At 67.4% G+C, this 23812-nt stretch carries 24 protein-coding genes and 2 pseudogenes; 14 read left to right on the top strand and 12 right to left on the bottom strand.

What is annotated here, in order from left to right; all coding sequences use genetic code 11:
- Positions 1 to 694: 694 nt before the first annotated feature.
- A complete protein-coding gene (locus tag ON22_RS19360) occupies positions 695 to 2302 on the bottom strand; it encodes a DEAD/DEAH box helicase (RefSeq protein ID WP_033241138.1) in 1608 nt (535 codons plus the stop codon).
- A 554-nt stretch (positions 2303 to 2856) separates the two neighbouring features.
- On the opposite strand from ON22_RS19360, the gene ON22_RS19355 reads away from it, so the two are divergent.
- Positions 2857 to 3435: an NPCBM/NEW2 domain-containing protein gene (locus ON22_RS19355; protein ID WP_231508096.1), complete on the top strand. Its 579-nt coding sequence runs from the start codon at positions 2857 to 2859 to the stop codon at positions 3433 to 3435.
- A gap of 37 nt (positions 3436 to 3472) precedes the next feature.
- Here ON22_RS19355 and ligD read toward each other — a convergent pair whose 3' ends face one another.
- On the bottom strand, positions 3473 to 4408 hold the full coding sequence (ligD, locus tag ON22_RS19350; protein WP_033241140.1) for a non-homologous end-joining DNA ligase: 936 nt from the start codon (positions 4406 to 4408) through the stop codon (positions 3473 to 3475).
- 350 nt (positions 4409 to 4758) lie between these two features.
- Here ligD and abmR point away from each other — a divergent pair, with 350 nt between their 5' ends.
- Positions 4759 to 5346, top strand: a complete 588-nt coding sequence (abmR, locus tag ON22_RS19345; RefSeq protein ID WP_033241141.1) for an ATP-binding transcription factor AbmR — start codon at positions 4759 to 4761, stop codon at positions 5344 to 5346.
- A 204-nt stretch (positions 5347 to 5550) separates the two neighbouring features.
- Here the strand turns inward: abmR and ON22_RS19340 are convergent, their stop codons facing one another.
- Together ON22_RS19340 and ON22_RS19335 are read right to left on the bottom strand one after the other, a co-directional pair.
- Entirely contained in the window at positions 5551 to 5853 is a 303-nt protein-coding gene (locus ON22_RS19340) for a DUF1540 domain-containing protein (RefSeq protein WP_033241142.1), read from the bottom strand.
- Positions 5854 to 5995: 142 nt separating this feature from the next.
- A complete protein-coding gene (locus tag ON22_RS19335; RefSeq protein WP_033241143.1) occupies positions 5996 to 6505 on the bottom strand; it encodes a MarR family winged helix-turn-helix transcriptional regulator in 510 nt (169 codons plus the stop codon).
- 47 nt (positions 6506 to 6552) lie between these two features.
- Between ON22_RS19335 and ON22_RS19330 the strand changes: the two genes are divergently transcribed.
- The 6 genes and pseudogenes from ON22_RS19330 to ON22_RS38070 all read left to right on the top strand — a co-directional run.
- A complete protein-coding gene (locus tag ON22_RS19330) occupies positions 6553 to 7698 on the top strand; it encodes a questin oxidase family protein (RefSeq protein WP_231507893.1) in 1146 nt (381 codons plus the stop codon).
- Positions 7699 to 7782: 84 nt separating this feature from the next.
- Positions 7783 to 9009, top strand: a complete 1227-nt coding sequence (locus ON22_RS19325) for a cytochrome P450 (RefSeq protein WP_033241145.1) — start codon at positions 7783 to 7785, stop codon at positions 9007 to 9009.
- Positions 9006 to 9740 carry a TetR/AcrR family transcriptional regulator gene (locus ON22_RS19320; protein WP_033241146.1) on the top strand — a complete coding sequence of 245 codons (735 nt, stop codon included), beginning with the start codon at positions 9006 to 9008 and terminating at the stop codon, positions 9738 to 9740. Before ON22_RS19325 ends, ON22_RS19320 begins: the two co-directional genes overlap by 4 nt.
- 34 nt (positions 9741 to 9774) lie before the next feature.
- Entirely contained in the window at positions 9775 to 10101 is a 327-nt protein-coding gene (locus ON22_RS19315; RefSeq protein ID WP_156052174.1) for a hypothetical protein, read from the top strand.
- A 219-nt stretch (positions 10102 to 10320) separates the two neighbouring features.
- Positions 10321 to 10809: pseudogene (locus ON22_RS38075) on the top strand (catalase); the annotation flags it as partial.
- 1 nt (position 10810) lies between these two features.
- Positions 10811 to 11503, top strand: a pseudogene (locus ON22_RS38070) (aminotransferase class I/II-fold pyridoxal phosphate-dependent enzyme); the annotation flags it as partial.
- Between the two features lie 52 nt (positions 11504 to 11555).
- On the opposite strand, the gene ON22_RS19305 reads toward ON22_RS38070, so the two are convergent.
- From ON22_RS19305 to ON22_RS19290, 4 genes are all read right to left on the bottom strand, one after another.
- Positions 11556 to 12089, bottom strand: a complete 534-nt coding sequence (locus tag ON22_RS19305; RefSeq protein ID WP_033241148.1) for a hypothetical protein — start codon at positions 12087 to 12089, stop codon at positions 11556 to 11558.
- A 171-nt stretch (positions 12090 to 12260) separates the two neighbouring features.
- Positions 12261 to 13301 carry a flavin-containing monooxygenase gene (locus ON22_RS19300; RefSeq protein ID WP_033241149.1) on the bottom strand — a complete coding sequence of 347 codons (1041 nt, stop codon included), beginning with the start codon at positions 13299 to 13301 and terminating at the stop codon, positions 12261 to 12263.
- 74 nt (positions 13302 to 13375) lie between these two features.
- Positions 13376 to 13987, bottom strand: coding sequence for a YHS domain-containing protein (locus ON22_RS19295; RefSeq protein WP_033241150.1), 612 nt, complete (start codon positions 13985 to 13987; stop codon positions 13376 to 13378).
- Positions 13988 to 13993: 6 nt separating this feature from the next.
- Complete coding sequence (locus ON22_RS19290) at positions 13994 to 14581, bottom strand: peroxiredoxin-like family protein (RefSeq protein WP_174375605.1); 588 nt, start codon at positions 14579 to 14581, stop codon at positions 13994 to 13996.
- A gap of 68 nt (positions 14582 to 14649) precedes the next feature.
- On the opposite strand from ON22_RS19290, the gene ON22_RS19285 reads away from it, so the two are divergent.
- Positions 14650 to 15258, top strand: coding sequence for a TetR/AcrR family transcriptional regulator (locus ON22_RS19285; RefSeq protein WP_033241151.1), 609 nt, complete (start codon positions 14650 to 14652; stop codon positions 15256 to 15258).
- A 16-nt stretch (positions 15259 to 15274) separates the two neighbouring features.
- On the opposite strand, the gene ON22_RS19280 is transcribed toward ON22_RS19285, so the two are convergent.
- Complete coding sequence (locus ON22_RS19280; RefSeq protein ID WP_033241152.1) at positions 15275 to 15502, bottom strand: FitA-like ribbon-helix-helix domain-containing protein; 228 nt, start codon at positions 15500 to 15502, stop codon at positions 15275 to 15277.
- A 271-nt stretch (positions 15503 to 15773) separates the two neighbouring features.
- On the opposite strand from ON22_RS19280, the gene ON22_RS19275 reads away from it, so the two are divergent.
- From ON22_RS19275 to ON22_RS19255, 5 genes are all read left to right on the top strand, one after another.
- The gene (locus ON22_RS19275) at positions 15774 to 16946 is read left to right on the top strand and encodes an aminoglycoside phosphotransferase family protein (protein WP_033241153.1); all 1173 of its coding nucleotides are present in this window, start codon (positions 15774 to 15776) and stop codon (positions 16944 to 16946) included.
- Between the two features lie 262 nt (positions 16947 to 17208).
- Entirely contained in the window at positions 17209 to 18486 is a 1278-nt protein-coding gene (locus tag ON22_RS19270; RefSeq protein WP_051157821.1) for a cytochrome P450 family protein, read from the top strand.
- A 241-nt stretch (positions 18487 to 18727) separates the two neighbouring features.
- Complete coding sequence (locus tag ON22_RS19265; protein ID WP_373280877.1) at positions 18728 to 19951, top strand: acyl-CoA dehydrogenase family protein; 1224 nt, start codon at positions 18728 to 18730, stop codon at positions 19949 to 19951.
- 165 nt (positions 19952 to 20116) lie between these two features.
- Positions 20117 to 20902, top strand: a complete 786-nt coding sequence (locus ON22_RS19260; RefSeq protein WP_033241155.1) for a PaaI family thioesterase — start codon at positions 20117 to 20119, stop codon at positions 20900 to 20902.
- Complete coding sequence (locus ON22_RS19255; protein WP_231507894.1) at positions 20899 to 21579, top strand: TetR/AcrR family transcriptional regulator; 681 nt, start codon at positions 20899 to 20901, stop codon at positions 21577 to 21579. The genes ON22_RS19260 and ON22_RS19255 overlap by 4 nt, the downstream gene beginning before the upstream one ends.
- A gap of 7 nt (positions 21580 to 21586) precedes the next feature.
- On the opposite strand, the gene ON22_RS19250 is transcribed toward ON22_RS19255, so the two are convergent.
- The 3 genes from ON22_RS19250 to ON22_RS19240 form a co-directional block, all read right to left on the bottom strand.
- Positions 21587 to 22102: a hypothetical protein gene (locus tag ON22_RS19250; protein ID WP_156052176.1), complete on the bottom strand. Its 516-nt coding sequence runs from the start codon at positions 22100 to 22102 to the stop codon at positions 21587 to 21589.
- 104 nt (positions 22103 to 22206) lie between these two features.
- Positions 22207 to 23067: an SDR family oxidoreductase gene (locus tag ON22_RS19245; protein WP_033241157.1), complete on the bottom strand. Its 861-nt coding sequence runs from the start codon at positions 23065 to 23067 to the stop codon at positions 22207 to 22209.
- Between the two features lie 123 nt (positions 23068 to 23190).
- Positions 23191 to 23679, bottom strand: a complete 489-nt coding sequence (locus tag ON22_RS19240; RefSeq protein ID WP_033241158.1) for a hypothetical protein — start codon at positions 23677 to 23679, stop codon at positions 23191 to 23193.
- Between the last annotated feature and the right edge of the window lie 133 nt (positions 23680 to 23812).

The raw sequence follows: 23812 nt of genomic DNA, 5'->3' as shown, positions 1-23812 counted from the left end.
ACCCGGCCGCCGGTCCGCGAAACGCGCCGGGATCGAGGCGCGAGTCGGCTGGAGCCTCGCCGGCGCCGATCCGGGGAGTCGTGCGGGACTGCGATCCGGCCGTCGTGCGGGTGCGGCCGACGAGCTGATCGGCCGCCTGGGCCTAGCTGTAGCTGGGCGTCGACGCGCCCGAGGTTGTCCGGGGCCCTCGCAGCAGACCGCATCCGGCTGTGGGCCCTCCGGCCACAAGCGGGGTGGGAACGGCAGTGACGATGTTGATCACTCCGGGCGGGAAGCCGGGCTTCGTCGATCGGTTCGGCCCGCTGGAGCGTGGTCAGGGGGAGTCTCGCTCATCGGTGGTGCGAGTCGTTGCCGGGGCGGTCGTTCCCGTATCGAGGGAAACCGGTGTCGGCGAGATGTGCTGCTCGGTGGCCGTGGCGCATCGATGCACCGGATCGAGTTCGGCCAGGTCGGCTGGAATCGACCGGCCTGTGGTGAATCCGTTGGCACCGGAGCCGGACCCGTCGTAACACGCGGCAGGGAATGACGCCGGATGTCCTCATCGGCCCGCACCATTCGAGTACCACCGGTGCACGGAAGCTGATCGGTGCTCCGAACGCATCGGGTCGGTGCCCGATACGCCGCACTCCCTCGAGCGTGCTGTCGTCGCTCGAGGGAGTGGCGGTCTGCCCGAGGAGTTCGGGTCAGCGGCGGATCAGCCGGCCGGGCGGGTGGCCCGGCGGGGACGGCGCGTGCCACGGGCCCGCGTCGGATCGGAAGTGTTCGTGGTGCTGGTATGCGCGGTCCGCTTCGTGCCGGCTGCCTGCTTGCGTGCGGGTGCTGCGGGAGCCTCATGGCCGGACGCGACCCGTTTGCCGGCGCGTCCCGCGGACGCTCCGCGCCGACCGCTGGAACCGCGTGCTCCGGCGTGTTCGGCCGCACCGGAGCGGTCGCTGTGACCGGAGCGTTTACCCGCTCCGTCCGGACGGGTGCGCCCTCCGGTGCCGGCAGCCGCGCCGGTCGTATCCGCGCGACCGTTCGCCGATGTGCGTGCACCACGCGCGCCACGCCTGCCGTTGCGGGCGGGTTTGTTCTCGGGGCGCGAGCGGTCGGCCGGCGGCGCCTCCGTGGGGAGTTGCAGCGCGGCGGCCGCGCCGTCCGAGAGTTCGGCGAGGATCGGCGAATCGACTGTCACCGAGCGCGGTTTCACCGTGATTCCGGCTTTGCGCAGCAGTGCCGCGACATCCTTGCGCTGTTCGGGCAGTACCAGCGTGACCACGGTGCCCTCGGTGCCGGCGCGCGCGGTGCGGCCGGACCGGTGCAGGTAGGCCTTGTGCTCGGCGGGCGGGTCGACGTGGACCACCAGTTCGAGTTCGTCGACGTGGATACCGCGGGCGGCGATATCGGTCGCGACCATCACCCGGGCCGTCCCGGCGGCGAATGCGGCGAGGTTGCGGTCGCGGGCGGGCTGCGAAAGGTTTCCGTGCAGGTCGACGGCGGCGATACCGGCGCGGGACAGCTCGCCGGCCAGTCGCCGGGCGTGGTGTTTGGTGCGCATGAACAGGATGCGGCGACCGCTACCGTTGGCCAGCATCCGGATGATCTGTTTTTTCGCCGCGGCGCCCTCGAGTTCGAAAACGTGGTGCTCCATTTTCGGCGGCGGGTCACCGGCTTCGTCGACCGAATGGGTGACGGGTGCGCGCATGAACCGGTCGACCAGTTTCCCGACCCCGTTGTCCAGGGTGGCCGAGAACAGCAGGCGCTGACCACCGGCGGGGGTGGCCGCGAGGATGCGCGTGACGCCGGGCAGGAAGCCGAGATCGGCCATATGGTCGGCCTCGTCCAGCACGGTGATCTGCACGGCGTCCAGCGCGACCGCCCGCTGTTTCATCAGATCTTCGAGCCGGCCCGGGCAGGCGACGACGATATCGACACCTTGTTTGAAGGCCTTGATCTGGCGATTCACCGGGACACCACCGAAAACGGTGGTTACCCGCAGCCCGCGGAGCTGCGCCAACGGGGTGATGGTGGCGGCGATCTGGGTGGCGAGCTCCCGGGTGGGGGCCAGGATCAGCCCGGCCGGCCGGCCCGGGACCCGCTTGGTGCCGGCGAGCCGGTCGACCATCGGGATCGCGAAGGCCAGGGTTTTACCGCTACCGGTTTTGCCGCGGCCCAGGACATCGCGTCCGGTGAGGCTGTCGGGCAGGGTGGCGGCCTGGATGGGGAAGGCTGTGGTGATACCGGCGGCCGCGAGTTCGTCGACGATTCCGGTGGATACGCCGAGATCGGCGAAAGTCTGCGTGACAGCAGTGTGGACAGGCATGAATATAGTGCGCCTTTCGGCATCGGAGGTGATACCGCGACATCCGATCGGACCGATGTCCGTGCCTACACGAGGTGGCGGTGTCGCGGGTCCGACGCGAAAAGCAGGTATCCCGCGACGGCTGTACATGCATAATTCATCGGCGCAGGTACAGCAGCGACCCTACAGCACAGGCGAGCGGTTTCCGGTATTCGTGAAGCGGCGCACAGTCGGCCGGCTTCACCGGATCGCTGCCCGACTGCCCGAAATGGTCTGGTCCTATGAGTGTGAATTATCAAAGTGCGCTGAAACTTTCGCGTTTATGGCATACCGAGCCAGGTCGGCGGGATTACGCTGACTGCGTCATCACCACCGACCCGAGCGCTCCGATTCCCTACGCCTGGCGAGCGTGGTATATCTCTGCTGCGGCGCCCATCCGGGTTCCGGCGAGTTGATCGAAGAAGAGTGTGCGCGTGTCCAATCCCACCGATCCCACCCGCGGGCAAACACAGAGTCCCCCCTCGCCGGCGCGTACGGCGCCGGGCGCCCGTGCCGGTGATCCCGTCCAACGAGTGATGCTTGTCTCAGGGCTCGGTGTGACGCTGGCGATCGTGGGTTTGGTCGTGACCCTCATTGTCGGTCCGGGGTCGGGAGAAGCCGATTCCGATTCCGCTCTTCCCGCCACCACCACGGAAAGTTCGGCGTCTGTGCCGGCGCCCGCGCCGCCCGCCACGACCACCGGCGCCGCTCAGCAGTTCCTCGCCGAACTCGACCCGGTCGGTACCACCGCCTACACCGGGGCGATCACCGTCAACGGTGTTGCTTATCCGCATGCGATCTACCAGCAGTTCAGTGGCTGCAGCACCGAGGTGAGCCACAGCTACGACCTCAACGGGGAATGGTCGCGCTTTTCCTCGGTGATCGGCGTGGCCGACGGCGGTAATACGGAATCGGCCCTGCAGTTCTCGGTGGTCGCCGACGGGAAATCTGTTTTCACCTCCGGAAATGTCGGTGTGGGCGTACCGCCGAAGGTGGAAATCCCGGTGGCCGGTGTGGAGAATCTGACGATCACCTTCACTCTTCTCGACGGTGCTTCGTCGAGTTGCACCCAGCTCGGAAACGGTGTCTGGGGCGATCCGGCTCTCACGAAATAGGTTCGCGAATATCTGCGTTCATCGGTACCGGCCGCGTTCACTCGGGCACGACTACCTCATCGGTCGATTTGTCGGTGCGTAGACCGCGCCAGCTGGGGTGACGCAGTCCTTCGCCGGTGTATTCGCGGTATTCGACATCGCCGACGAGTACCGGCTCCACCCAGTGCGGGGCGCCGGGCCGGCCGCGTGCCGACGTCAGTGGAAACAGGGGTTCGGTGCGGCTCAGTTCATCGAGCCGGGCGCGTAGTGAACGCCGGTCGGCGAAGGTGAAACCGGTGCCGACATTACCGATGTGGACCAGGTTGCCTGCCTGATCGTGGGCGCCGAGGATCAGCGATCCGAAGGATCCGGATACCGACCCGCTGCCGGAGGTCCAGCCGGCGACCACGGCCTCGGTGGTCCGGCGGAACGGGGTCTTGATCCAATCCGGGGAGCGCCGGCCGGGCCGGTACCCGGAGTCGGTCCGTTTGGACACGATGCCCTCGAGGTGGTTGTCCCGGGCGGCGGCCATCATCTGCTCCGCGTCGACATTCACCCAGTACGGCGGGGTCTGGACCGGTGCGGTCGTGAATCCCAGCTGCTCGAGCCGCTCGCGACGCCGCAGATACGGCTCTCCGGTGACGGTTTCGCCGTCGTCGACCAGCACATCGAAGAGGAACAGCTGAACCGGCACGGCCCGCACGAGCGCCCCGCCCGGCCGGGCGACGTGCATGCGGCGCTGTAGTAGCGCGAACGACGGTGCGCCGGCCGGTGTCTGCGCGATGATCTCACCGTCGAGGACCAGCTCGCGAGTACCGGCGCCGGCAGTCAGGGCGGCTACCAGTTCCGGATACGAGTCGGTGATCTCGCGGCGGTTGCGGCTGTAGAGCCGGCAGGTCCCGTCGCGGCAGATCACGATCGCGCGCACACCGTCCCATTTCATTTCCACCGCCCACTCCGGGGCGTCCGGCGCCGGGCCCGCCACGGCGAGCATCGGTGCCGGGACCGACGGCCCGGTCAGGACGTGCCCCTCACCTCGTGTGCCCCGGCGCTCGGAGGTGGGCGCCGATCCTTCTGCGGTGCGTCGCGCCGGTGGTTCCGCGGCCCGGTCCGGATGCCATGAGTCCTCGCTTCGTGAGGCGGGTACTGCCTGGTCAGCCGCAGAATACGGAGCTGTTCGGGCCATCCGGAGCAGACACGCGGAAGACGGAATCTTCCGCAATGCGCGGAGCGGATATACCCCTCGGTTCTCCCGTGATCAACGTTCGCGCTCAGCGGAACCGGCCGCATCAATTACGGCGTAATCTTGTAATCAAGTAATCGTTCTAGGGAGAAGGTGATCCCATGAGGCATGGACACCGAGGGCGTGGATTCGGCCGGCCGGGCGGATGGCAGCAGGCGGATCTGCCCGAAACCGGCGATATCGAGGACTGGTTCGCGGGCCGATTGCCCGCCGAATGGTTCACCGGACCGCCGGTGATCGAGATCGACCGCGACGAGATCGTGGTGATCGGCGAACTACCGCTACCGCAACCGGACGAGGCGGCGGGCGAGGAATCCGGCCGTCCGATTCCGGAGGCGACCAAGGAGGGTGCGGTGGCCCGGTTCCGCGAGTCCACCCGGCCGGCGCGGATGCAGATCGCGGACGAGGCGCAGCACCGTTACCGGCGCAGTGTCGCGTGGGGTGTCTCGATCGATGGGCAGCGGACTCTGTTCACCCATTTGGCGGTTCCGGTGATGACCCGGCTGCGGCAACCGGAGCGCAAAGTACTGGACACGCTGGTCGACGCCGGAGTCGCGCGGTCCCGAGCCGACGCATTGGCGTGGGCGGTGCGACTGGTGGGCGAGCACACCGAGTCCTGGCTCGAGGAGTTGCGTACGGCGATGCGAAAGGTCGACGATCTGCGTTCGGAAGGTCCGCAAGGCCTCTGATGTTGCCACTGCGGGCCGCGATGGTCCGGCTGGGTCGATGCAGGAGGACCGGGCGGGTGGCACGGGAGACCGGTACGGCCCGGCGGCTTCGCTACGGCCGTTGTCGCCGATGTGTCGGTCCGTAGGTAAGCGGCGCGGTGGCGGAACAGTCCGCGCGCAGCACGGTGCGGGACAGGCAACCTCCCGCACCGTGCCGTGGATAGTTCAGCTGGGGGTGTAGGTCATGCAGCGGGCGGCGTGATCGCCGCGGCCCGGACCGACCCGGATCTCCCCAGCGGTGCATTCCAGGTCGGTGTTGTGTGCGCAGTCGGCGCGCTGGCAGGCTCCGACCATGCTGGTGACCGTGTCCAACCCGCCCTTGATGGCCAACGGAATGAACGTCGCGCAATCGGCGCTGCCGTTCTGGCCGGAGACGTTGATGGCGTAGGCGTGGCAGCCGTCGTGGTTGTTGTAGGAACAGTCGTTCACTGTGCATTCGCTGACGTGCGGCATTTCCATGGTTGTCATGCGCTTCGTCCTCCTGGGCTGTGGGAGTCTTGCTCATGCGGATACCAGAATAGACCGCCGTCACCGTGCTGAATACCTCTCGGAGCGTTCCGGATGTTCGCTGCTCTTCGAGCCCGGAGCTGTTGAAATTGCGGTCGAGTTGCTAGCGCGACGACGGTATGGGATCGGTTCGCCAGTTCCGGATCTCGTGCGCCCAGGCCTGTAGCCCGGCCTGGAACCCCGCCCGCTGTTCGGGGGTGAGGGTGGACATGGCTGCCAGGAGCGGCTCCGCGCGCCGGGCGACGAACTCTTCGACATGTGCGCGCCGGGGCGGCAGCAGGGATACCAGGGTGCGCCGCCGGTTGGCCGGATCGGGCCGGCGTTGCACCCATTCGGCGCGGTCGAGATCGCCCACCAATTCGCTGACCGTGGACAGTGCCAGCCCCATCCGCCCGGCCAGTTCGCCGACGCTGATCGCTTCCTCGGCGACCAGCTGTACGCAGACCGCGCCGTGGCGCGGGGTGAGCCGGTGTGCGGTGAAGGATTCGAGGTATTCGGCCGGCATATCCGTACGTGCCTTGTCGAAGAAGTTTGCGACCAGCGGCAGGAATCCGATCAGCTCGGTGATCTCCTGTGCGGTCGGCTGCCTCGGAGTGTGGGTCTTGTCCGGCATGGAGTCATCTTATATGTTCGTATTTACAAACAGTTCGGATATACAAAGTGAGTGAGGCTGTCATGTCGGCATACAGCGATGCGGTCAACGACGCGCTCGAACGGTTGGACGATCTCGGATACGAGCGCAACCTGGGCGGCGGCGATCTGGCCAATCACGGTCCGATGGCCGCCGAAGCGCTCGCGGTGCTCGGCCACACCGCCGCGATCCCGGACTGGGTCGCGGTGTATCGGGCCGTCGCGCCGCATCACGAACCGCCCGTGCCCTACGAGCGGCTCGGCGACGAGGAATCCGATTGGCGCGCCGCGCTCGGTGATATCGGCCGGGCCGGCGATTTCGAGGAGCTGTTCCTGCGGCAGATATCGGACGAGGGCTGGCAGGAGGTGCTGGTGCGCTGGTGGCCGCGTTTGCTACCCGGGCCGATGACCGGGCTCACGCATGGGCTGATCCGGACGGCGCACGCTGTTCGCGGCCTGTCGTCTACCGATCAGCCGACTCCGCTGCAGTTGAACGAACTCGCCCGAGCGCTCGGCTACTGGGCCGCCCGGTTCATCGACGCGCCCGGCCCGGGACGTCTCAGGGGAGAATCCGGCCTCGCTGCCGCGATCGCCGCGGTGCCCAGGTTGCCGGAGCCGGAGAGCCCGCAGCAGGGGATGGCGCGTTTGCGCACACCGCGCACCATGCCTGGTTATGAAGAATCGCTGACCGCACTGGCTCCCGAGCGCGCCGACCGGCTGCTGTCCCGGATGACCGCGCATTTCGCCGGCGTCTGTGGCGCACATGCGGTGGTGCAGTTCCCGATTCCGCTCATCCACGGCGTAACCGCCCCCGCCGCGGCCCGGCTGGTGTTGCCGAATCTGCCCGAAGAGCTGTACGAACCCACACTCGCCGCGGTATGGCAGGCGCAGGTGACGCTGCTGATGGCCGCGACCACCGACCGATCCGGTGAGGCCGAGGCGCCGGTACATGCGCAGCAGGCCGATACCCCGCCGTGGGACGAGCTGATCGCCCGCGCCGTCGACCACGGGGACGAGCATGTCATCAAGTTCACCGAGGCATGTCTACGCGAAAACGCCCTGAGTCCGGATCCGCGCTATGCCTGGGCGGTGGACCGTGCCCAGCAGCTGGTCGAGCGTCCTGAGGGGCCCAACGGTTCGGCGGTGGTCGTGCGGTTCGGTGCTGCCGAAAGTTGAGTGAACACTATTTACTAAAGGGTGTTCACAAATGGGGGTGTGGTGTGGTTCACTTCAGAGGACAGTGTTCTGCAAGGAGGCATAGTGACCGCACCGTCCCTGTCCCACGACTTCGATTTCACCGATCCCGACCTGCTCGCCGCTCGGCTGCCGATCGAGGAATGGGCCGAACTGCGCCGCGCCGCGCCCGTCTGGTGGGTCGACCAGCCCAACGGCGTCAGCGGTTTCGACGACGGCGGATACTGGGTGGTCAGCAAGCTGGACCACATCAAGGAGATCTCCAAGAACTCCGAGGTCTACTCCACCAACGCCAATACCGCGGTGATCCGCTTCAACGGCGAGATCACCCGCGACGAGATCGATATCCAGCGCGCCATGCTGGTCAACACCGATCCGCCGGAACACGACAAACTGCGCCGCATCATCGCCCGCGGGTTCACCCCGCGCGCCGTGCAGAGCCTGCGTGAGGCGCTCACCGAACGCGCCGAGCGCATCGTGCACGAGGCCAAGAAAACCGGCGGCGGCGATTTCGTCGAGCAGGTCGCGTGCGAACTGCCGCTGCAGGCCATCGCCGAACTCCTCGGTGTGCCGCAGGACGATCGCGGTAAGCTGTTCGAGTGGTCCAACCAGATGATGGGCTACGACGATCCGCAGTACGCCGACAGCTACAAGATGGCCAACGCGCAGGTCATGGGCTACGCCTGGAACCTCGCCGAGGAGCGTCGCGGCTGCCCGGCCGACGACATCATCACCCAGCTGCTCAGCGCCGATATCGACGGCGAGGCACTGAGCTCCGAAGAGTTCGCCTGGTTCGTCATCCTGCTGGCCGTTGCCGGTAACGAGACCACCCGCAATGCCACCACCCACGGCATGAAGGCCTTCGTCGACAACCCCGAACAGTGGGAGCTGTACCGCGCCGAGCGCCCGCGCACCGCCCCCGACGAGATCGTCCGCTGGGCCACCCCGGTCATCGCCTTCCAGCGGACCGCCCTGCAGGACACCGAAATCGGCGGCCAGGCCATCACCAAGGGTCAGCGTGTGGGCCTGTTCTACTCCTCGGCCAACTTCGACGAGGACCACTTCACCAAACCGTTCGAATTCGACGTCACCCGTAACCCGAACCCGCACGTCGGCTTCGGCGGCACGGGCACCCACTACTGTGTCGGCGCGAACCTCGCCCGCCTGCAGCTCGACCTCATCTTCAACGCCATCGCCGATGTGATGCCGAACCTGCGTCAGGTCTCCGAACCCGTTCGGCTACGGTCGGGTTGGTTGAACGGCATCAAGAATTGGCAGGTCGCCTACGAATGACACCACCCGCGCGGCGGGGCCGGATGCCCGCGGTCAGCGACGCGGACATCCGGCGCGTGGCCGCGGAGTTGCTGGTCTCGCACGGCGCGGAGGCATTGACCCTCCGCGCCATCGCGCGTGAACTCGGTATCACCGCCCCCGCCCTCTACCGCTACTACCCGTCCCGGGAAGAGCTCCTCGCTGCCCTGCGCCGCGATATCTGCAAACGTCTCGCCGACGACCTCGCCGCCCAGGTAGCCGAACTACCCGACGACGGGGTCGTCCGGCTGTTCGCGATCTGCCGTGCGTTCCGGCGCTGGGCCTTGGCCCACCGCCACGAGTTCACGCTGGTATTCGCTTCCCCGTCCGACGGCAACCCGGGCACGGTGCGTCGATTCGACGAATCGTTCGGCCTGGTCTTCCTCGAAGCCGCCGGCAAAGTCCTGGGCGCCTACGATCTGGCGCCGCCGCCGGTCGAATCGATTCCGGAAGCGCTGCGGAACGATCTGATCGCGTTCCAGACCGAACTGCTGGCGCTGCTGGCGGGGTCGGACCAGAAGTTCCCCGCCGAAAAATTCGACCTCGGGGTCGCGTATCTGATGATGATCGTCTGGGTCCGTCTGTACGGTCACGTGACGCTCGAGGTGTTCGGGAATTACCCGATGCCGGTGAGTGACCCCGACGTCCTGTTCGACGCGGTACTCACCGACCTCGCCGCCGGAATCGGACTCACCGCGGGAGGTGCTGCGTAGCTCCGGCCTCGCCTCGGCGGCGATCGTCGCAGCGATGCCGCTCGCTCTGCGCGCACCGTCCTCGCACGCTGCGGTGGACACCCGCACCCGCGACTGTGTCGCCGGTGGGCGTTCCATCGGTAAGGGGCGCCGCAAACCCGGGATCGGCGGCCCGGCCATAGTCGCTGCCGAGGAAGGCGCCCACACCTCCGGTACTTCCGACGGCTGGGCCGATTCGGCGGGCCGGGTGGTAGTCCGCGTCGCCGCCTTTCGCCTGTGGTTGCCCGGGGTATATGGAATCGGGCTCAGCGCTCGCCTCTGTGTGTCTCGCCGTGGTCAGCGCAGCGAAGGGCACGGGCCTCGATCGTCCACGGATACCTGATCTCACGCCGTGACGTGCCAGTTCAGGGTGTGTCGGCAAGGGGTTGCGGTGGTAGTTGCCCGGTAGATTGGGTGGCTCAGCTCTCTGTGTCGACTCAATAACTTGAATGATTCCAGATTATGGGTACCGTGGAGGCGTGCCACCGACGAGATGTCGTGGCCCCGCCCGGAGCGGCAGTTTCATGGACACCATCGAACAGTTCACCCAGGAGGGCATTGCATGACCACCGACCCCGCCACCGACCACACCTCCTCGAAACCGTCGACCACCGAATCCGGCGCACCGCGGGAAAGCGACGCCCACTCGCTCAGCGTGGGACCCAACGGTCCGCTGCTGCTGCACGATGTCGCGCTCGTCGAGAAGCTCGCCCGGTTCGACCGCGAGCGGATCCCGGAACGGAGCCCGCACGCGAAGGGCTCCGGCGCATTCGGCGAGCTCGAGATCACCGCGGACGTGTCGCGCTACACCAAGGCGAAGCTGTTCCAGCCGGGTACCAAGACGCCGATGCTGGCCCGCTTCTCCACCGTCGCGGGCGAGCTGGGCTCACCCGATACCTGGCGCGACGTCCGCGGTTTCGCGCTGAAGTTCTACACCCAGGAAGGCAACTTCGATATCGTCGGCAACAACACGCCGACCTTCTTCGTCCGCGACCCGATGAAGTTCCCTGATTTCATCCACTCCCAGAAACGCACCCCCGATTCGGGCCTGAGCTCGCGCGTTCTACGCCCAGCCGCATTTCGCCAATCCGACCGGCGCGCAATGGCAGCCGGAACGAGCGGCGGGGGTGCTCGATGTGGTGCGCGCACACGGGGCGTTCCTGATCGAGGACGACTGGGCGCACGATTTCGGTATCGATACCGTCCCGATCCCGCTGGCCACCCGCGACGACGCCGGCCATGTGGTGTATCTGCGGTCGCTGACCAAAAGTGTTTCGCCGTCGGTCCGGATCGCCGCTGTCGTCGCCCGGGGCCCGGCCCGGGAACGGATCCTGGCGGACGCGCAGGCGGAATCGATGTATGTGAGTGGTCTGCTACAGGCCGTGGCCCTGGATGTGGTGACCCAGCCGGGCTGGCGTACCCATACGCGCGGGCTGGGCCGCCGGCTGGCCACCCGCCGTGATCTGTTGATCGCCGCGCTGCGCGAGCACCTTCCGCAAGCCCGCTTGGATGTGGTGCCACGCGGTGGGCTGCATCTATGGGTCCGACTACCCGATCCCACCGATGTGGCCCGGCTCGTCCGCGATTGTGCGGACGACGATGTGGTCATCGCGCCCGGGGACGAGTGGTTTCCCGCCGAACCGACGGGTGCTTATCTGCGGCTCAACTACTCCGGGCCGAACCCGGGAGCGTTCCCCGAGGGTGTGCGGGTGATCGCCCGGGCGCTGACCCGGCAGGGACGATAGACCGCGCGGGTACCGGTCGGGACGGTGTCCGCGACCGGTACCCGTACGGGAATCAGTCGGGGAGGACCGAGATGGTGCCGCGGCAGACCGCGTTCTGGGTGTTGAGCCACCACCAGCCGCCGCCGGTCCGGGCGGTCACCGTGAAGGCGACCGTGCCGACGCCGGTCCAGGTGCGGTTCACCGGAATGCCCGGTTTACCTTTCAGCATCTCCTCATCGCTGACGCTGGTACCCGACGCTCCCGTGGTCTCGTTGTGCCAGTCGACCTGCACCTGGGTGCCATACGGCGTGGTGGTGGGAATCGGGAACAGGCTCGCGGGCGGATTCGGCAGATCGTTGTCGCCGCTGAGCAGCAGTGCCGGTTCCAGTTCCCCGCCCGGCGGGCGGCTGGCTCCCGAACTCGCCCGGATATGCCAGGTGAACGATGGCGCCCACGCCAGCGGATTCGCGCTGCCACAGGTCATGACGGTCGACGAGGGTGGCTGGGCGGCGGCGGTGCCGGCACCGGCCGTGAGCAGAGCGGCGGCCGCGGCGACGGCGGTTGCCGGGGCGAGTGCTGCGGTGACGAGCTGACGTGCGCGAGGCATCTGGGCTCCCTGATCCAGTAGAGGACAATCGGTATTCCGCGTGGAGAAGAATATCTACCCGGATGTCGCTGCGGTGCGGGTTTCCGTTTCGCCCGGTGCGCCGGATGCCGGGATCGGGCCGGTGTGCGGCATTCGGTTCCGGCGTCCGAGCGGCCGCGCCGGCACGCCGGCTCAGCTGTATCGGGCGAGATACCGGGCCAGATAGCGGCTGTCGCGTCCTACACCGTGCAGGGTGCCGGAGAGGATATTGCGCTGATACTCCAGGCCCAGGAAGGCCAAACCCGGGTGATCGGTCGAGATGCCGTTCCGGTGTGGCGGGGACCCCGCGGCGTCGAGTGGGCACAGTGCGCCCAGATGTGTCAGCGCCGGGCGGTATCCGGTAGCCAGAACGACGGAATCCACCTCCTCGCTGCGGCCGTCGGGCCAGTGCAGGACCTGCCCCTCGGCTCGGGTGAACATCGGCCGGGCCTCGGGGTTGCCTTGTTCGAGGGTGCCGCGGTAACCCTCGGTGTCCACGATGGGGATCGTGCCGCTGTGGAAGGACCGCCCGATCGGCAGCCGGGAGGCCAGAGATATGGCCCGCCAGAATCGGGAATCGGCCGGTATCGGTTCGTTCGTCGCGTAACGCAGGGGGGATCGGTGTGCCAGGATCACCGGCGATTCGGTGGCGAGTTCCACGGCTATCTGGACGGCGGAATTCCCGGCGCCGACAACGACGATCCGCCGTCCCGTGAAGGGTTGCGGGCGGCGGTAGTCGGCGGCGTGCAGCACCTCCCCGGTGTAGGCGGACAACCCCGGAATCTCCGGGCGGTAGGGATTGGCGAAGCCGCCGGTCGCCGAGACCACCACCGGCGCGGTGAACTCGGCACCGGTGGTGGTGCGCACCCGGAATGTTGCGCCGATCCGGTCCACAGTGGCGACCCGATGCCCGGTGTGTACCTCGCCCCGTATCGCGGCCGCACACTCCCGCAGGTAGGCGGCGACCTCGTCACGCGTCGGGTAGCGGTGCGGATCGCCGGGGAAAGGTGTGCCGGGGAGCGCGTTCAGCTGCGCGGGAGTGAACAATCGCAGACTGTCGTAGTAGTTCGGCCAGGATCCGGCAGTATCCGAGCCGGCCTCGAGCACCACCGGGCGGAATCCGTACTCCGAAAGGGCCGATGCGGCGGCTATCCCGGCTTGGCCTGCGCCGATAACAATAGCGGGGGTATCCATGATGACCGCGATCGTGACATTTCGGGCACCGGGCCGCCACGGATTTTCGGGCGGCCCGATTCCTGCGCTGTCGTTCAGCTCCGGACGTGGTCCTCGACGAAGACCTTGCGGCACGAGGGTGCGCAGAACGCGTAGTCGACTCCGTCGAGGGTGTAGGTGATCTGCGCGGTCGCCCATTCGACCTGCATCCCGCAGGTCGGGTCGATGGTGAATCCCTCCGGGGCCGCGGGCAGCTGCCCGGAATCGCGGAAGTCCTGGGTCATCAGCCGGGTCAGTTCGGTACTGGTCGTCGACCGGCCGAGCGTGCCGACGCAGTGTTCGCGCAGGCCCACTATCTGTACGACACAGTGCGGTTCGCGATTCAGGCGTTGTGGGTCGGTTTCGGTCCCGGCGATCGCCGCGGTGATCATCGGGATGATGTTCTTGCCGAAATCCGGGTCGCCGCTCCAGGAGCCCGGCACCGTCAGCCGAACCAGGTAGCGGGGCGCGGAGTCGGTGGCCGGACCGCCGGTGACCCAGGTTCGCGGCTGCTGGATCAGTACATGGGTGAATTCACGGGCCTTCGCCATGGTTGCGTCCGGGGCTTCGTCGTAGCCGGTGAGCGCCGTCATCACCCGGTCGGCCAGATCCTGTTCGGCGCGGGCGTCGAGTGCGCGGCCGGTGACCGATATTTCGAGGGTCATCATGGTGAGTCATTCCTCCGATGTCGGGACGGGAATCGGGGTGGTGGATCCGCTGTGGCGGGCGGCCACGGCGAGCAGTTCGCCGACGGACCATTGGTCGTCGGCGTAGGCACCGAACTTGGCGGCGAGGACGCTGCCATCGGGGTGGATCAGGAAATCTGCGGGGAGTCCCAGGCGACCGCCTTCGGGGCGGGCGGGCGGTGCGGGGCGTTCACCGCGCCGCCCGGGCAGTTCGGTGCCGATCGCGCGGGCGATGGTCCCCCAGCCGCGTGGGTCCAGGAGTGCCCGGGCGCCGGTCTCGACGCCGAATTCGCGATACAGCCGGCGGCCCGGGTCGGCGATGACGTCCAGCGGCAGATCGGCGGTGTATTTGCGGAGTTCGGCGGCGCTCGAGTGGAAGACCGCTACCTCCCGGATACCGGCGGCCCGGATTTCGGGCAGCCGGGTGACCACCGACCGCAGGTGCAGGTTGCAGACCGGGCAGCCGGCGAAACGGCGAAATTGGAGGTGGGTGAGCTGGTCGGGGTCGGGCAGGGGTATCGCTGCGCCGGTGATTCCCGTCAGGGTGCGGGCGGATACGCCGTCGATCGGCGGCATCTGATCTCCTTAGGAGTACGTCGTACGCTTACAATCGAGTATGCCCGTATCCAGTACGCTGTCAACCCGTGCCCCGGCCGCGTTCCCTCACCGACGAGCAATTGGTCGCCGCCGCGCTGTCGGTGATCGACCGGGACGGTCTGCCCGGCCTGACCATGCGCGCGGTCGCCCGGGACCTGGGAATCGCCACCATGGGGCTGTACCGCTACGTAGCCGATCGGCAGGCGCTGGAAATCCTGGTCGTCGACCACATCTTCCGTACGGTCGACCTCGCGCTGCCCCCGCTGAACTGGGCGGAGCGGATCCGGATACTGATGGAACGCCTACGGGTCGCGGTGGCGGCGCATCCGGCTGTGGTCCCGCTGGTGCTGCGGCACCGTCAGGCCGCGCCCGGATCGCTGCTGCTGATCGAGACGATGCTCGCCGCCCTTACCGAGGGCGGTCTCACCGGAATCGATCGGGTCGTCGCGCAGCGGACGTTGATCGGTCAGCTGCTCGGGTTCCTGCAGAACGAGCACTACGCGGCACTGTCGGGGCCGGGCACCGTCACCCTGTCCGAGCTGTCGCCCGACCGGTACCCGCATCTCTCCGGTACCGCGGCCGACGCCCGCACGTTACCGCCCGCCGAGGAGTTCCGGCGCGGTCTCGATATCGTGCTGCGCGGCCTCGGGGGCTGAGCGGGCCGGGCACCGTTCAGCGAGAATCGTCCGGCTCGGCCGGATAGCCTTCCTCGTCGTCCCCGGGGGCGATATCGGGGCAGTTCCCGGCGAGAATGGCGCCCAATCGGGCTCTGGGCGGGAGCACCGCATCCTCGAGGATTGCCAGGATCTCGTCCTCCAGATCGCGGCCGTGGTCGACCGCGCGTATCCGCAGGGCGCGGTACACCGCGTCCGGTACATGCCGAACAGATAGCGTCACCATGGAGCCGTCTTTCGTCGACAGTCGTCGGTGCTCCAATTATATTTCCCGCACCGCCCGAGGCCGGGGTACCCGTCGTCTCGTTCTGGTATCACCACGTATGGCCGGTTCGCCCTCCGGCGCCGGGTGCCGGTCCGGGTAATCGTATGAAAGTCATTCCCCCACTGGGAATATGACGCAAGATCGGGGATTGTCGATGCGATAGGAAATCCGGGCCGGATGGTCCGGTGCGGTGCGCGGCTGTCCACGCGCGCATCCGGAAAGTGAGGCGGAAATGAATCACAAACTCTGGTTGCTCGGGCGGCTCGCCGCGGTGGGCGGGCATATTCTCGGGGAGAAGATCACCCGGCACCGTGCCCGCACCATCGACGATGTGCCCGCCTCCGGGGCGGCGCTGACCACCGAATGGCTCACCGCGGTCCTGTGCCGCGACACACCCGGTGCGGAAGTCGTCTCGTTCGAGATCGACGGCGGTAGCAGCGGCACATCCACCCGGGTCGCGATCCGCGTGGAGTACAACGAAACCGGGCAGGCCGCCGAATTGCCGCGGGCATTGTTCGCGAAAACCACCACTTCGCTCAGTCAGCGCATCCTGCTGGGCGGCGGCAAGATGATCGACGGGGAGACCCGGTTCTTCCGGGATTTCCGGCCGGAACTCGATATCCAGGCGCCGCTCGGCTATTGGGGCGCCTCCGATCCGGCGTCCTGGCGTTCGATCGCGCTGATGGAGGATATCGCCGTGACGCGGGGCGCGGTGTTCAGTGAGCCCACCGAACCGATCGGCCGCGCGGAGATGGAAGATCTGGTGCGCAACCTGGCCCGGTTGCACGGCACGTTCTGGGAGAGCCCGGCGATCGAACCGTTGAAGACGACGAACGAGGCGCTGGCCGCGTACCTGGCCGCGATCGATATGAAGACCCGCTGCACGGTGGGGCTGGAACGGGCGGCCGAGGTCGTCCCCGAGGAGTTGCACGGTCAGGCGGACCGGCTGTGGGCCGGGGTGGAACGGGCGGTGGACCTCGCGACGCGGGAGCTTCCGCACACCCTGCTGCACGGGGACCCGCATATCGGTCAGACCTACCGCACTGCCGACGGCCGGATGGGATATGTCGACTGGCAGGTCGTGATGCGCGGCGGCTGGGGCCACGATTTCGCGTACACGGTGAACTCGGGATGCGAGCCTGCCGACCGGCGGGCCTGGGCCGAGGATCTGCTGAGGGCCTATCTGGACGAACTCGCCGGCGCCGGTGGCCGCGCGCCGTCCTTCGACGATGCCTGGCTGATCTACCGGCAGCAATCGATGTTCGCCTACGCCGCCTGGGCGTTCACGATCGGCCGGGCCGCCTATCAACCCGAAATGCAATCGCAGGAAACCTGTTTGACGCTTATGCGCCGGATCACCACGGCCGTGCACGACAATCGATCGCTGGACGCGTTGGGGGTCTGAACGGAGGCCCGGGACCGGTGTCGGCGACTCGGTCCCGGTCAGCCGCATTTTCGCCCGCGGTACGGGCCCGAGATGTGCGGACCAGTCCAATGATTGTTTCGAAAAGCATGTGTGGACAACCGTTTTCGAAAACATACAGAGGTCCGGCAGTGTCGTAACATCGCGTCGTTCCGGCTCGAGCCAGTGTGCAGGAGGAGGCTCGAACCGGTGCCCGGCCGGTGGAAAACCATCGGTCCCGCTACCAGACGTATGGAGTTCCTTCTTGAGCAGCTCGGAATATCGAAGACTCGCCCCGGCTCCGCACAGCCCCGGTTCGCACGACGATCCCCGGTACGCGCTGTATCTCCCGGAATTCGCCGCCGATCCGCATCGCGCCTACCAGGACATGCGCCGGCGTTACGGTTCGCTCGCACCCGTGGAACTGGCCCCGGGGGTGCCTGCCACATTGGTGATCGGCTACTCGACCGCGCTGCGGGTACTCAACGATCCGGAACGGTTCCCCGCCGATCCACGGACCTGGCAAAAGGATGTGCCGGCGGGGTGTCCGGTGCTGCCGATCATGGAGTGGCGGCCGATGGCCAGCCGGTGCGCCGGCCAGGAATTCCTGCGCTATCGGCAGGCGATTACGGCCAGTATCGACGAAATCGATATGTATGCCATTCACGCCGTGGTGGAGAACATTGCGGGTCCGCTGATCAACTCGTTCTGCGCGGACGGGCGCGCGGAACTCATCCAGCAGTATGTTTTCCCCTTGTCGTTCCAGGTGATCAACTATCTGCTCGGCAGTCCACCGGAGGTCGGTCAGCAGGTTGCCGCCGGTATCGCCGCGATGCTCGAGGGTATCGACGCCGAGGCCGGCAGCCGGATGCTGGGCGAGGCCTTGGCGAATCTGGTGACGACGAAGCGGGAGAACCCCGCGGCCGATATCACCTCGGTACTGCTGCGGCATCCTGCCGAGCTATCCGATGAGGAAGTGTCCCATCATGTTTCGCAGATATACGGCACCGGGATCGAATTCGAACTCAATCTGATCGTCAACACCCTGCTGCTGATCCTCACCGACGACCGGTTCGGTGGCAGCGTGCTCGGTGGCAACCTCACTTCGCGTGATGCCCTGGACGAAGTGCTGTTCAACGATCCGCCGCTGGCCAATCTGCTGGTGACCTATCCGCGGATGCCGATCCTGCTCGACGATGTCTGGTTGCCGGCGCATCAGCCGGTGGTGATCAGCATGGCCGCCTGTAACAACGACCCCAAGATCCGGGCGTCGGAGCTCACGGGTAACCGTGCCCATCTCGCGTGGGGTCTGGGGCCGCATGCCTGCCCCGCGCAGTCGCTGGCCTATATCATCGCCGAAGGGGCGATCGATCAGCTGCTGGACGCGTTGCCGGAGATGCGCGCCGATTTCCCGGACGACGAACCCGCGTGGCGGCCGGGCCCGTTCCATCGTTCGCTGGTGGAGCTTCCGGTCACGTTCCCGCCGGGTGCGCCACTGTTGGGCGTCCAGTATGCCGCTGTCCGTCCGGCCACCTATACCTGACCGGATCCCGTAAAGGTGGCCCCGGGGCTCGCGGGGTCCGGTGCGGCGTGGTGCGAAGCCCGTGGAGGTCTCCGCGGGTGCCGGTCGCTCCGCGCTCCGCGAGCCCGGTGGCCTGGCCGAGTAGGCCGGGGTGTCCTGTACTTGAATCCGGATTCAAGTTGGTTTACCGTGCGGTGGAGCATCGAAGGCCCGTCTGCGGCGTATCGAGCCGCGCCCCGAAGATCGGAGTTCTCCCGTGGAACTGTTCACCTCGACCGACCGCGCCCGCGAGTACCGGCAGAAACTCCTCGGTTTCATGGACGAATGCGTGTACCCGGCCGAACCGGTGTACGCCGAGCAGATGGCCGCGGCCGGCGATCCGCATCATCACCCGCAGATCCTCGAGGATCTGAAGGCCGAGGCCAAGCAGCGCGGCCTGTGGAATCTCTTTCATCCGCACGAGGAATGGGGCCCGGGGCTGACCAACCTGGAGTACGCACCGCTGGCCGAGATCATGGGCCGCAGCCCGGCGCTGGCACCGGAGGCGTGCAACTGTTCGGCGCCCGATACCGGGAATATGGAGGTGTTCACCCTCTTCGGCACCCAGGAACACAAGGAACGCTGGCTCGAACCGCTGCTCGACGGCGCCATCCGCTCGGCCTTCGCGATGACCGAGCCCGGTGTGGCCAGCTCCGATGCCACGAATGTCGAGATGCGGATGGAACGCGACGGCGACCACTACGTTCTCAACGGCCGCAAATGGTTCGCCTCCAACGCCATGCACCGCAACTGCAAGGTGCTGATCGTCATGGGCAAAACCGATCCGGAGGCGCCCAAGCACCGGCAGCAGTCGATGATGGTGGTGCCGATCGATGCGCCGGGGGTCCGGGTGGTGCGGAATCTGCCGGTATTCGGGTATGTCGACCGTGAGGGGCACGCCGAAATCGAATTCGCCGACGTCCGGGTACCGGTGACCGATGTGCTCAAAGGTGAGGGCGAGGGTTTCGCGATCAGCCAGGCGCGGCTCGGCCCGGGCCGGATCCACCATGCGATGCGTGCCATCGGAATGGCCGAACGCGCCCTGGAACTCATGTGCGCGCGGGCGGAATCGCGGATCACGTTCGGGCGCAAGGTCAGTGAACGTGCCAATATCCGCGACTGGATCGCCGAGGCCCGGATCGATATCGAACAGGCACGGCTGCTCACCCTGAAGACGGCCTGGATGATGGATACGGTCGGCAACAAGGAGGCGCGCACGGAGATCGCGGCCATCAAGATCGCTGCGCCGGTGATGGCGCTGCGTATCGTGGACCGCGCGATCCAGGTGTACGGGGCGGCCGGGGTGACCGAGGATTTCCCGCTGGCCAGTATGTACGCCCACCTGCGCACCCTGCGTATTGCCGACGGGCCCGATGAGGTGCACAAACTCACCATCGCCCGCGCTGAACTCGGTAAGGCCCGCGCCGCCGCCGAAGCTGCCGGCTGAACTCCCGGCAAACCGGGCCGGTGGCGAGGAGCCGGCCCGGCTCGCGTCGGCAATCCGCCGACGTAGGTCCTGTCCACCGGCCCGGCGAGAGATACGTTGGATTGGTCCCTGTCGGCGTCCGGCGATCATCGGGTGCTGTTGCGGACGAGTGCGAGGAGGCTTCGGATGACCGTGGAGACCGGTACGGAACCGCAGCGGCGGCGGCATATTCTGCTGGAGCTGGGGTTCGCGACCACGATGGTGGGGGAGGAACTGCACGGCTCGGCGACGATCACCCCGCAGATGCATGTGCCGGGTACCGACCGGCTGCGGACCTCGGTGCTCGCCACCTGGACCGATACGGTGACCGGCCTGCTCGCGGCGCTCACCCTGGGGCCGCGGGTTCCGGTGACCCTCGAACTCGATGTGCACCTCTACCGGCCGGCGCCGAGCTCCGGTGAGGTCCGGGCGGTGGGCCGCAAGATCAAGGCGGGACGTTCGGTCTTCGTCGCCGAGGTGGAGTGGACCGTCGACGGAGAACCCTTCGCGTTCGGCGGCGGATCGTTCATGGTGTCGCCGAACGAGGAACTGCGGCTACCGGACCGGATGCGTATCGATATGCCGGTCACCGGCCGGCTGCTCGCGGTACCGCTGGCCGAGCGGGCGGGTTGCGAGCGGCGGGCGCCGGGGACCGCGGTGCTGCCGCGGACCGACGACGGCCTGAACGCCTCCCGCACAGTGAATGGTGGCCTGATCGCGCTCGCCGCCGAGGAGGCTATGCTCTCGCTCGCTCCCGGCGCGACCCTGAGCACGCTGGGCCTGCGTTATCTGCAGGCCGCGCGAGTGGGTCCGGTGGTCGCCGACGCGACACTGCGGGCCGATGTGGTGCGGGCGACGCTGCGCGACGCCGGTAACGAGGACCGGATCACCACCTTGGCGACGGGCCGTCTGTTCCCGGCGAGCGGCCGGTGACAGCCGCGGACGGCAGCGCGGTAGCGGATACCGCCACCGACCCCGGTGCCGCGGCGGCGCCGGCCGGCGGCCGCCCGGCGCCGAAGAGCCGGCGCGGTATCCGGACCCGGGCCGCACTGGTGGCCGCGGCCCGGCAGGTTTTCGAAAGCGACGGGTTCGTCGATGCCCGGATCAGCGATATCGCCCGCACCGCGGGTGTGGCCTCGGGTTCCTTCTACACCCATTTCGACAGCAAGGAAGAGATCTTCTCCGAAGTCGTCGCGCAGGTCCGCGACGAGATGTTGCATCCGCATGTCCGGGCCCGGGGTGGAAGTACCGACCCACGGGACTGGATCGCTGCCGCCAACCGGGAGTACCTGCGCGCCTACCGGCGTAATGCCTGGCTGATGGCGGCGCTGGAACAGGTGTCGCGGGTCGATCAGCAGTTCGCGGCCCTGCGCGCCGAACGGGCATCGGCGTTCATCGATCGCAATGCTGCGCTGATCCGCGACCTGCAGCAGCGCGGGCTGGTGACGCCGCGGCTGGACGCACGGGTGACGGCGCTGGCGTTGTCGAGCATGGTGAGCCGGATGGCCTCGCTGGTGTTCGTCGAGGGCGAGGAGATCGATTTCGACACCTTGCTCGACACCCTGAACTGGATCTGGTTCAACGCATTGCAGCTACCCGAACCGCCGTGACCACGTTCTACGGTACGGGCACGGCTGCGGATCGGGCGCGGTCCCGCCGGCGGCGGGCACCGATCACCCCATAGACGATCGCGGCCGCGAGCAACGCCACCCAGCTCACCACGAGACTCGGAAACGCCGCGGCTTCCGCGCGCCACAGGTATTCGGGCGTAGTGCTGTTGTAGCCGTCGACGCCCAGGAAATGACCGGCGGGCGACTGCCAGTCGTCGGCGTCACCACCGTCGGACATGAACAGGCAGAAGAAGCTCAGGGCCGCCAGGTAGAGCCACAGCAACCCGTACAGCAGGCAGCGGATGCGGGGCCCGGCGGACTCGACGGCACTACCCGGGGTGAACAAGCCCAGCGAGATCCAGATGGTGACGGCGACGCTGCCCAGCCACAGTGGTGCGCCGTAGACGAACACGAAGACGAAGATCCAGCCCACCGAAATATTCAGTCGTAAGGCGACCATGATCAAGGGGAGGCACAGCAGCGCCACCCCGGTCGTCACCCGCCATACCCACGACCATGTCATCGAAGCTCCCCTTTGACCCATTCGGCTGATCCGGTTCCCCACCGAGTCTGCCGCGCGAGGGCGGGGCGGGCATGAGTATTACTACCGGCCTTCGCCCGGTGACCTCACGTGCGGCGGGTCGCGGCGTAGCCCAGGAATTTCCGGAGGTAGCCCAGCACGCCCCGCAGCGGGACGGCCCGCGGCCAGTCGTTCGGGCGGAAGTAGGCGTCGGTGCCACCGTCCACGAACAGGATGCTGCCGCAAAGGAATTCGGCCGAAGGAGACAGCATCATGTACACCCAGTCGGCGATGTGCTCGGGTTTGCCGAAACTGCCCGTGGGAACCGGGAACGCCTCGACCGCCTTCGCCTCGCCCGGTGTGGCCAGCTGGCGCTCCAGCAACGGAGTCAGGATGGCACCCGGTGCGATGACATTGAGCCGGATACCGGCGCCCGCCCACTCCGGCCGGACGGCATGCCGGCGGACCCAGCGGCTCACCGCGACCTTGGACGCGGCATAGACGAAAGGTGCAGCCTGGGCGCCGAAGATCCGCACGCTGCGGACCGCGCGCTCGGTATCGCCGGCCAGGAAAGCCCGGACCGTCCGGTTCCGTACCAGGGGGACCGTGGTGGACGAATTGCTGCCGAAGGCCACCACGCGCGCGGCACCGGTCGCGGCGAGGGCGGGCCGCCAGCCCTCGAGCAGATCGACCACGCCGAGGTAGTTGACCGCGGCGATCACCGGGAGCCGCGACCGATCGCGTACCGGCCCCAGTCCCGCCGCCAGGACCGCGCCGTCGAGCCGCCCATCCGCCGCCTCGAGCACTTCGTCGATCGCCCGGCGTCGTCCCGCCGCGGTGGAGAGGTCGGCGACGATATCGGTTTCCTGGATATCCACGCCGATCACCCGGTGGCCCTCGGCTTCCAGCTTCTCGGCGACGGCCCGGCCCATCCCCGAGGCAGCTCCGGTGACCGCATAGACACCCATCCGAAATCCTTCCGTACGACCCGGCGCATACCCGCCCGGCGATTTCGTCGGAGTCTGTCAAAATTGCCGGGCCTGTCAAGCGCTCCGGAAGCAGGTGTGCGGCCGGATGAGGTGCCGACAAGATCAGAACGGCAGGTGAACCCACTCGGGCAACGTGAAGCAGATGATGCCGAAGTCGTAGCCGACCTGAACGTTGACGTTCGTGGTGGCGCCGCCCGCGGAAACGGTGTGCCGCCCGATCACGGAAGGGTTCCAGTCCGCGGTGAACACCCCCGGTTCCTCCTCCTCGACCGGGCCGAAGGTGCCGCCGCCCGGCTGCCCGTTCACCGAATCCGCGAAAACCACCTGATCACCGGGTGCGCCGGTAGCGGTCACGGTGTAGGTGCAGCCGACCCCGTATTGGATGAAACCCAGACCGAACCCACCGGATACGGCGACATCGGTGATGTAGGCCGAGGCAGTGGCAGGCTGGCCGAGGACGGCCGCGGCGGCGAGCGCGCAGGCGGTGCCCCCGAGGCGAAGACTTCCCGATGAGTTCATGGCCGGCTCCGGTGGTATCGGCAGGTATCGGACATCCTGTAAGTAGTCGAGCACCTGCGGATCACGGGACACAGACCCGCATGATCACGAAGTGTGTGCGGGGGTCACGAATGGGGTAATGCTCACCGAGTGGTTCACGGGATACCTGGCGGACGTGTAACAGCAGGGGGCCTTCGAGTGAATAACGGTGCGTAAACGTTATCGA

This window comes from Nocardia carnea NBRC 14403 (genome assembly GCF_000308515.1).
In the GTDB taxonomy this organism is placed as follows: domain Bacteria; phylum Actinomycetota; class Actinomycetes; order Mycobacteriales; family Mycobacteriaceae; genus Nocardia; species Nocardia carnea.
Note: the sequence above shows the minus strand (reverse complement) of the source record. Positions and strands in the feature narration are given on the sequence as shown.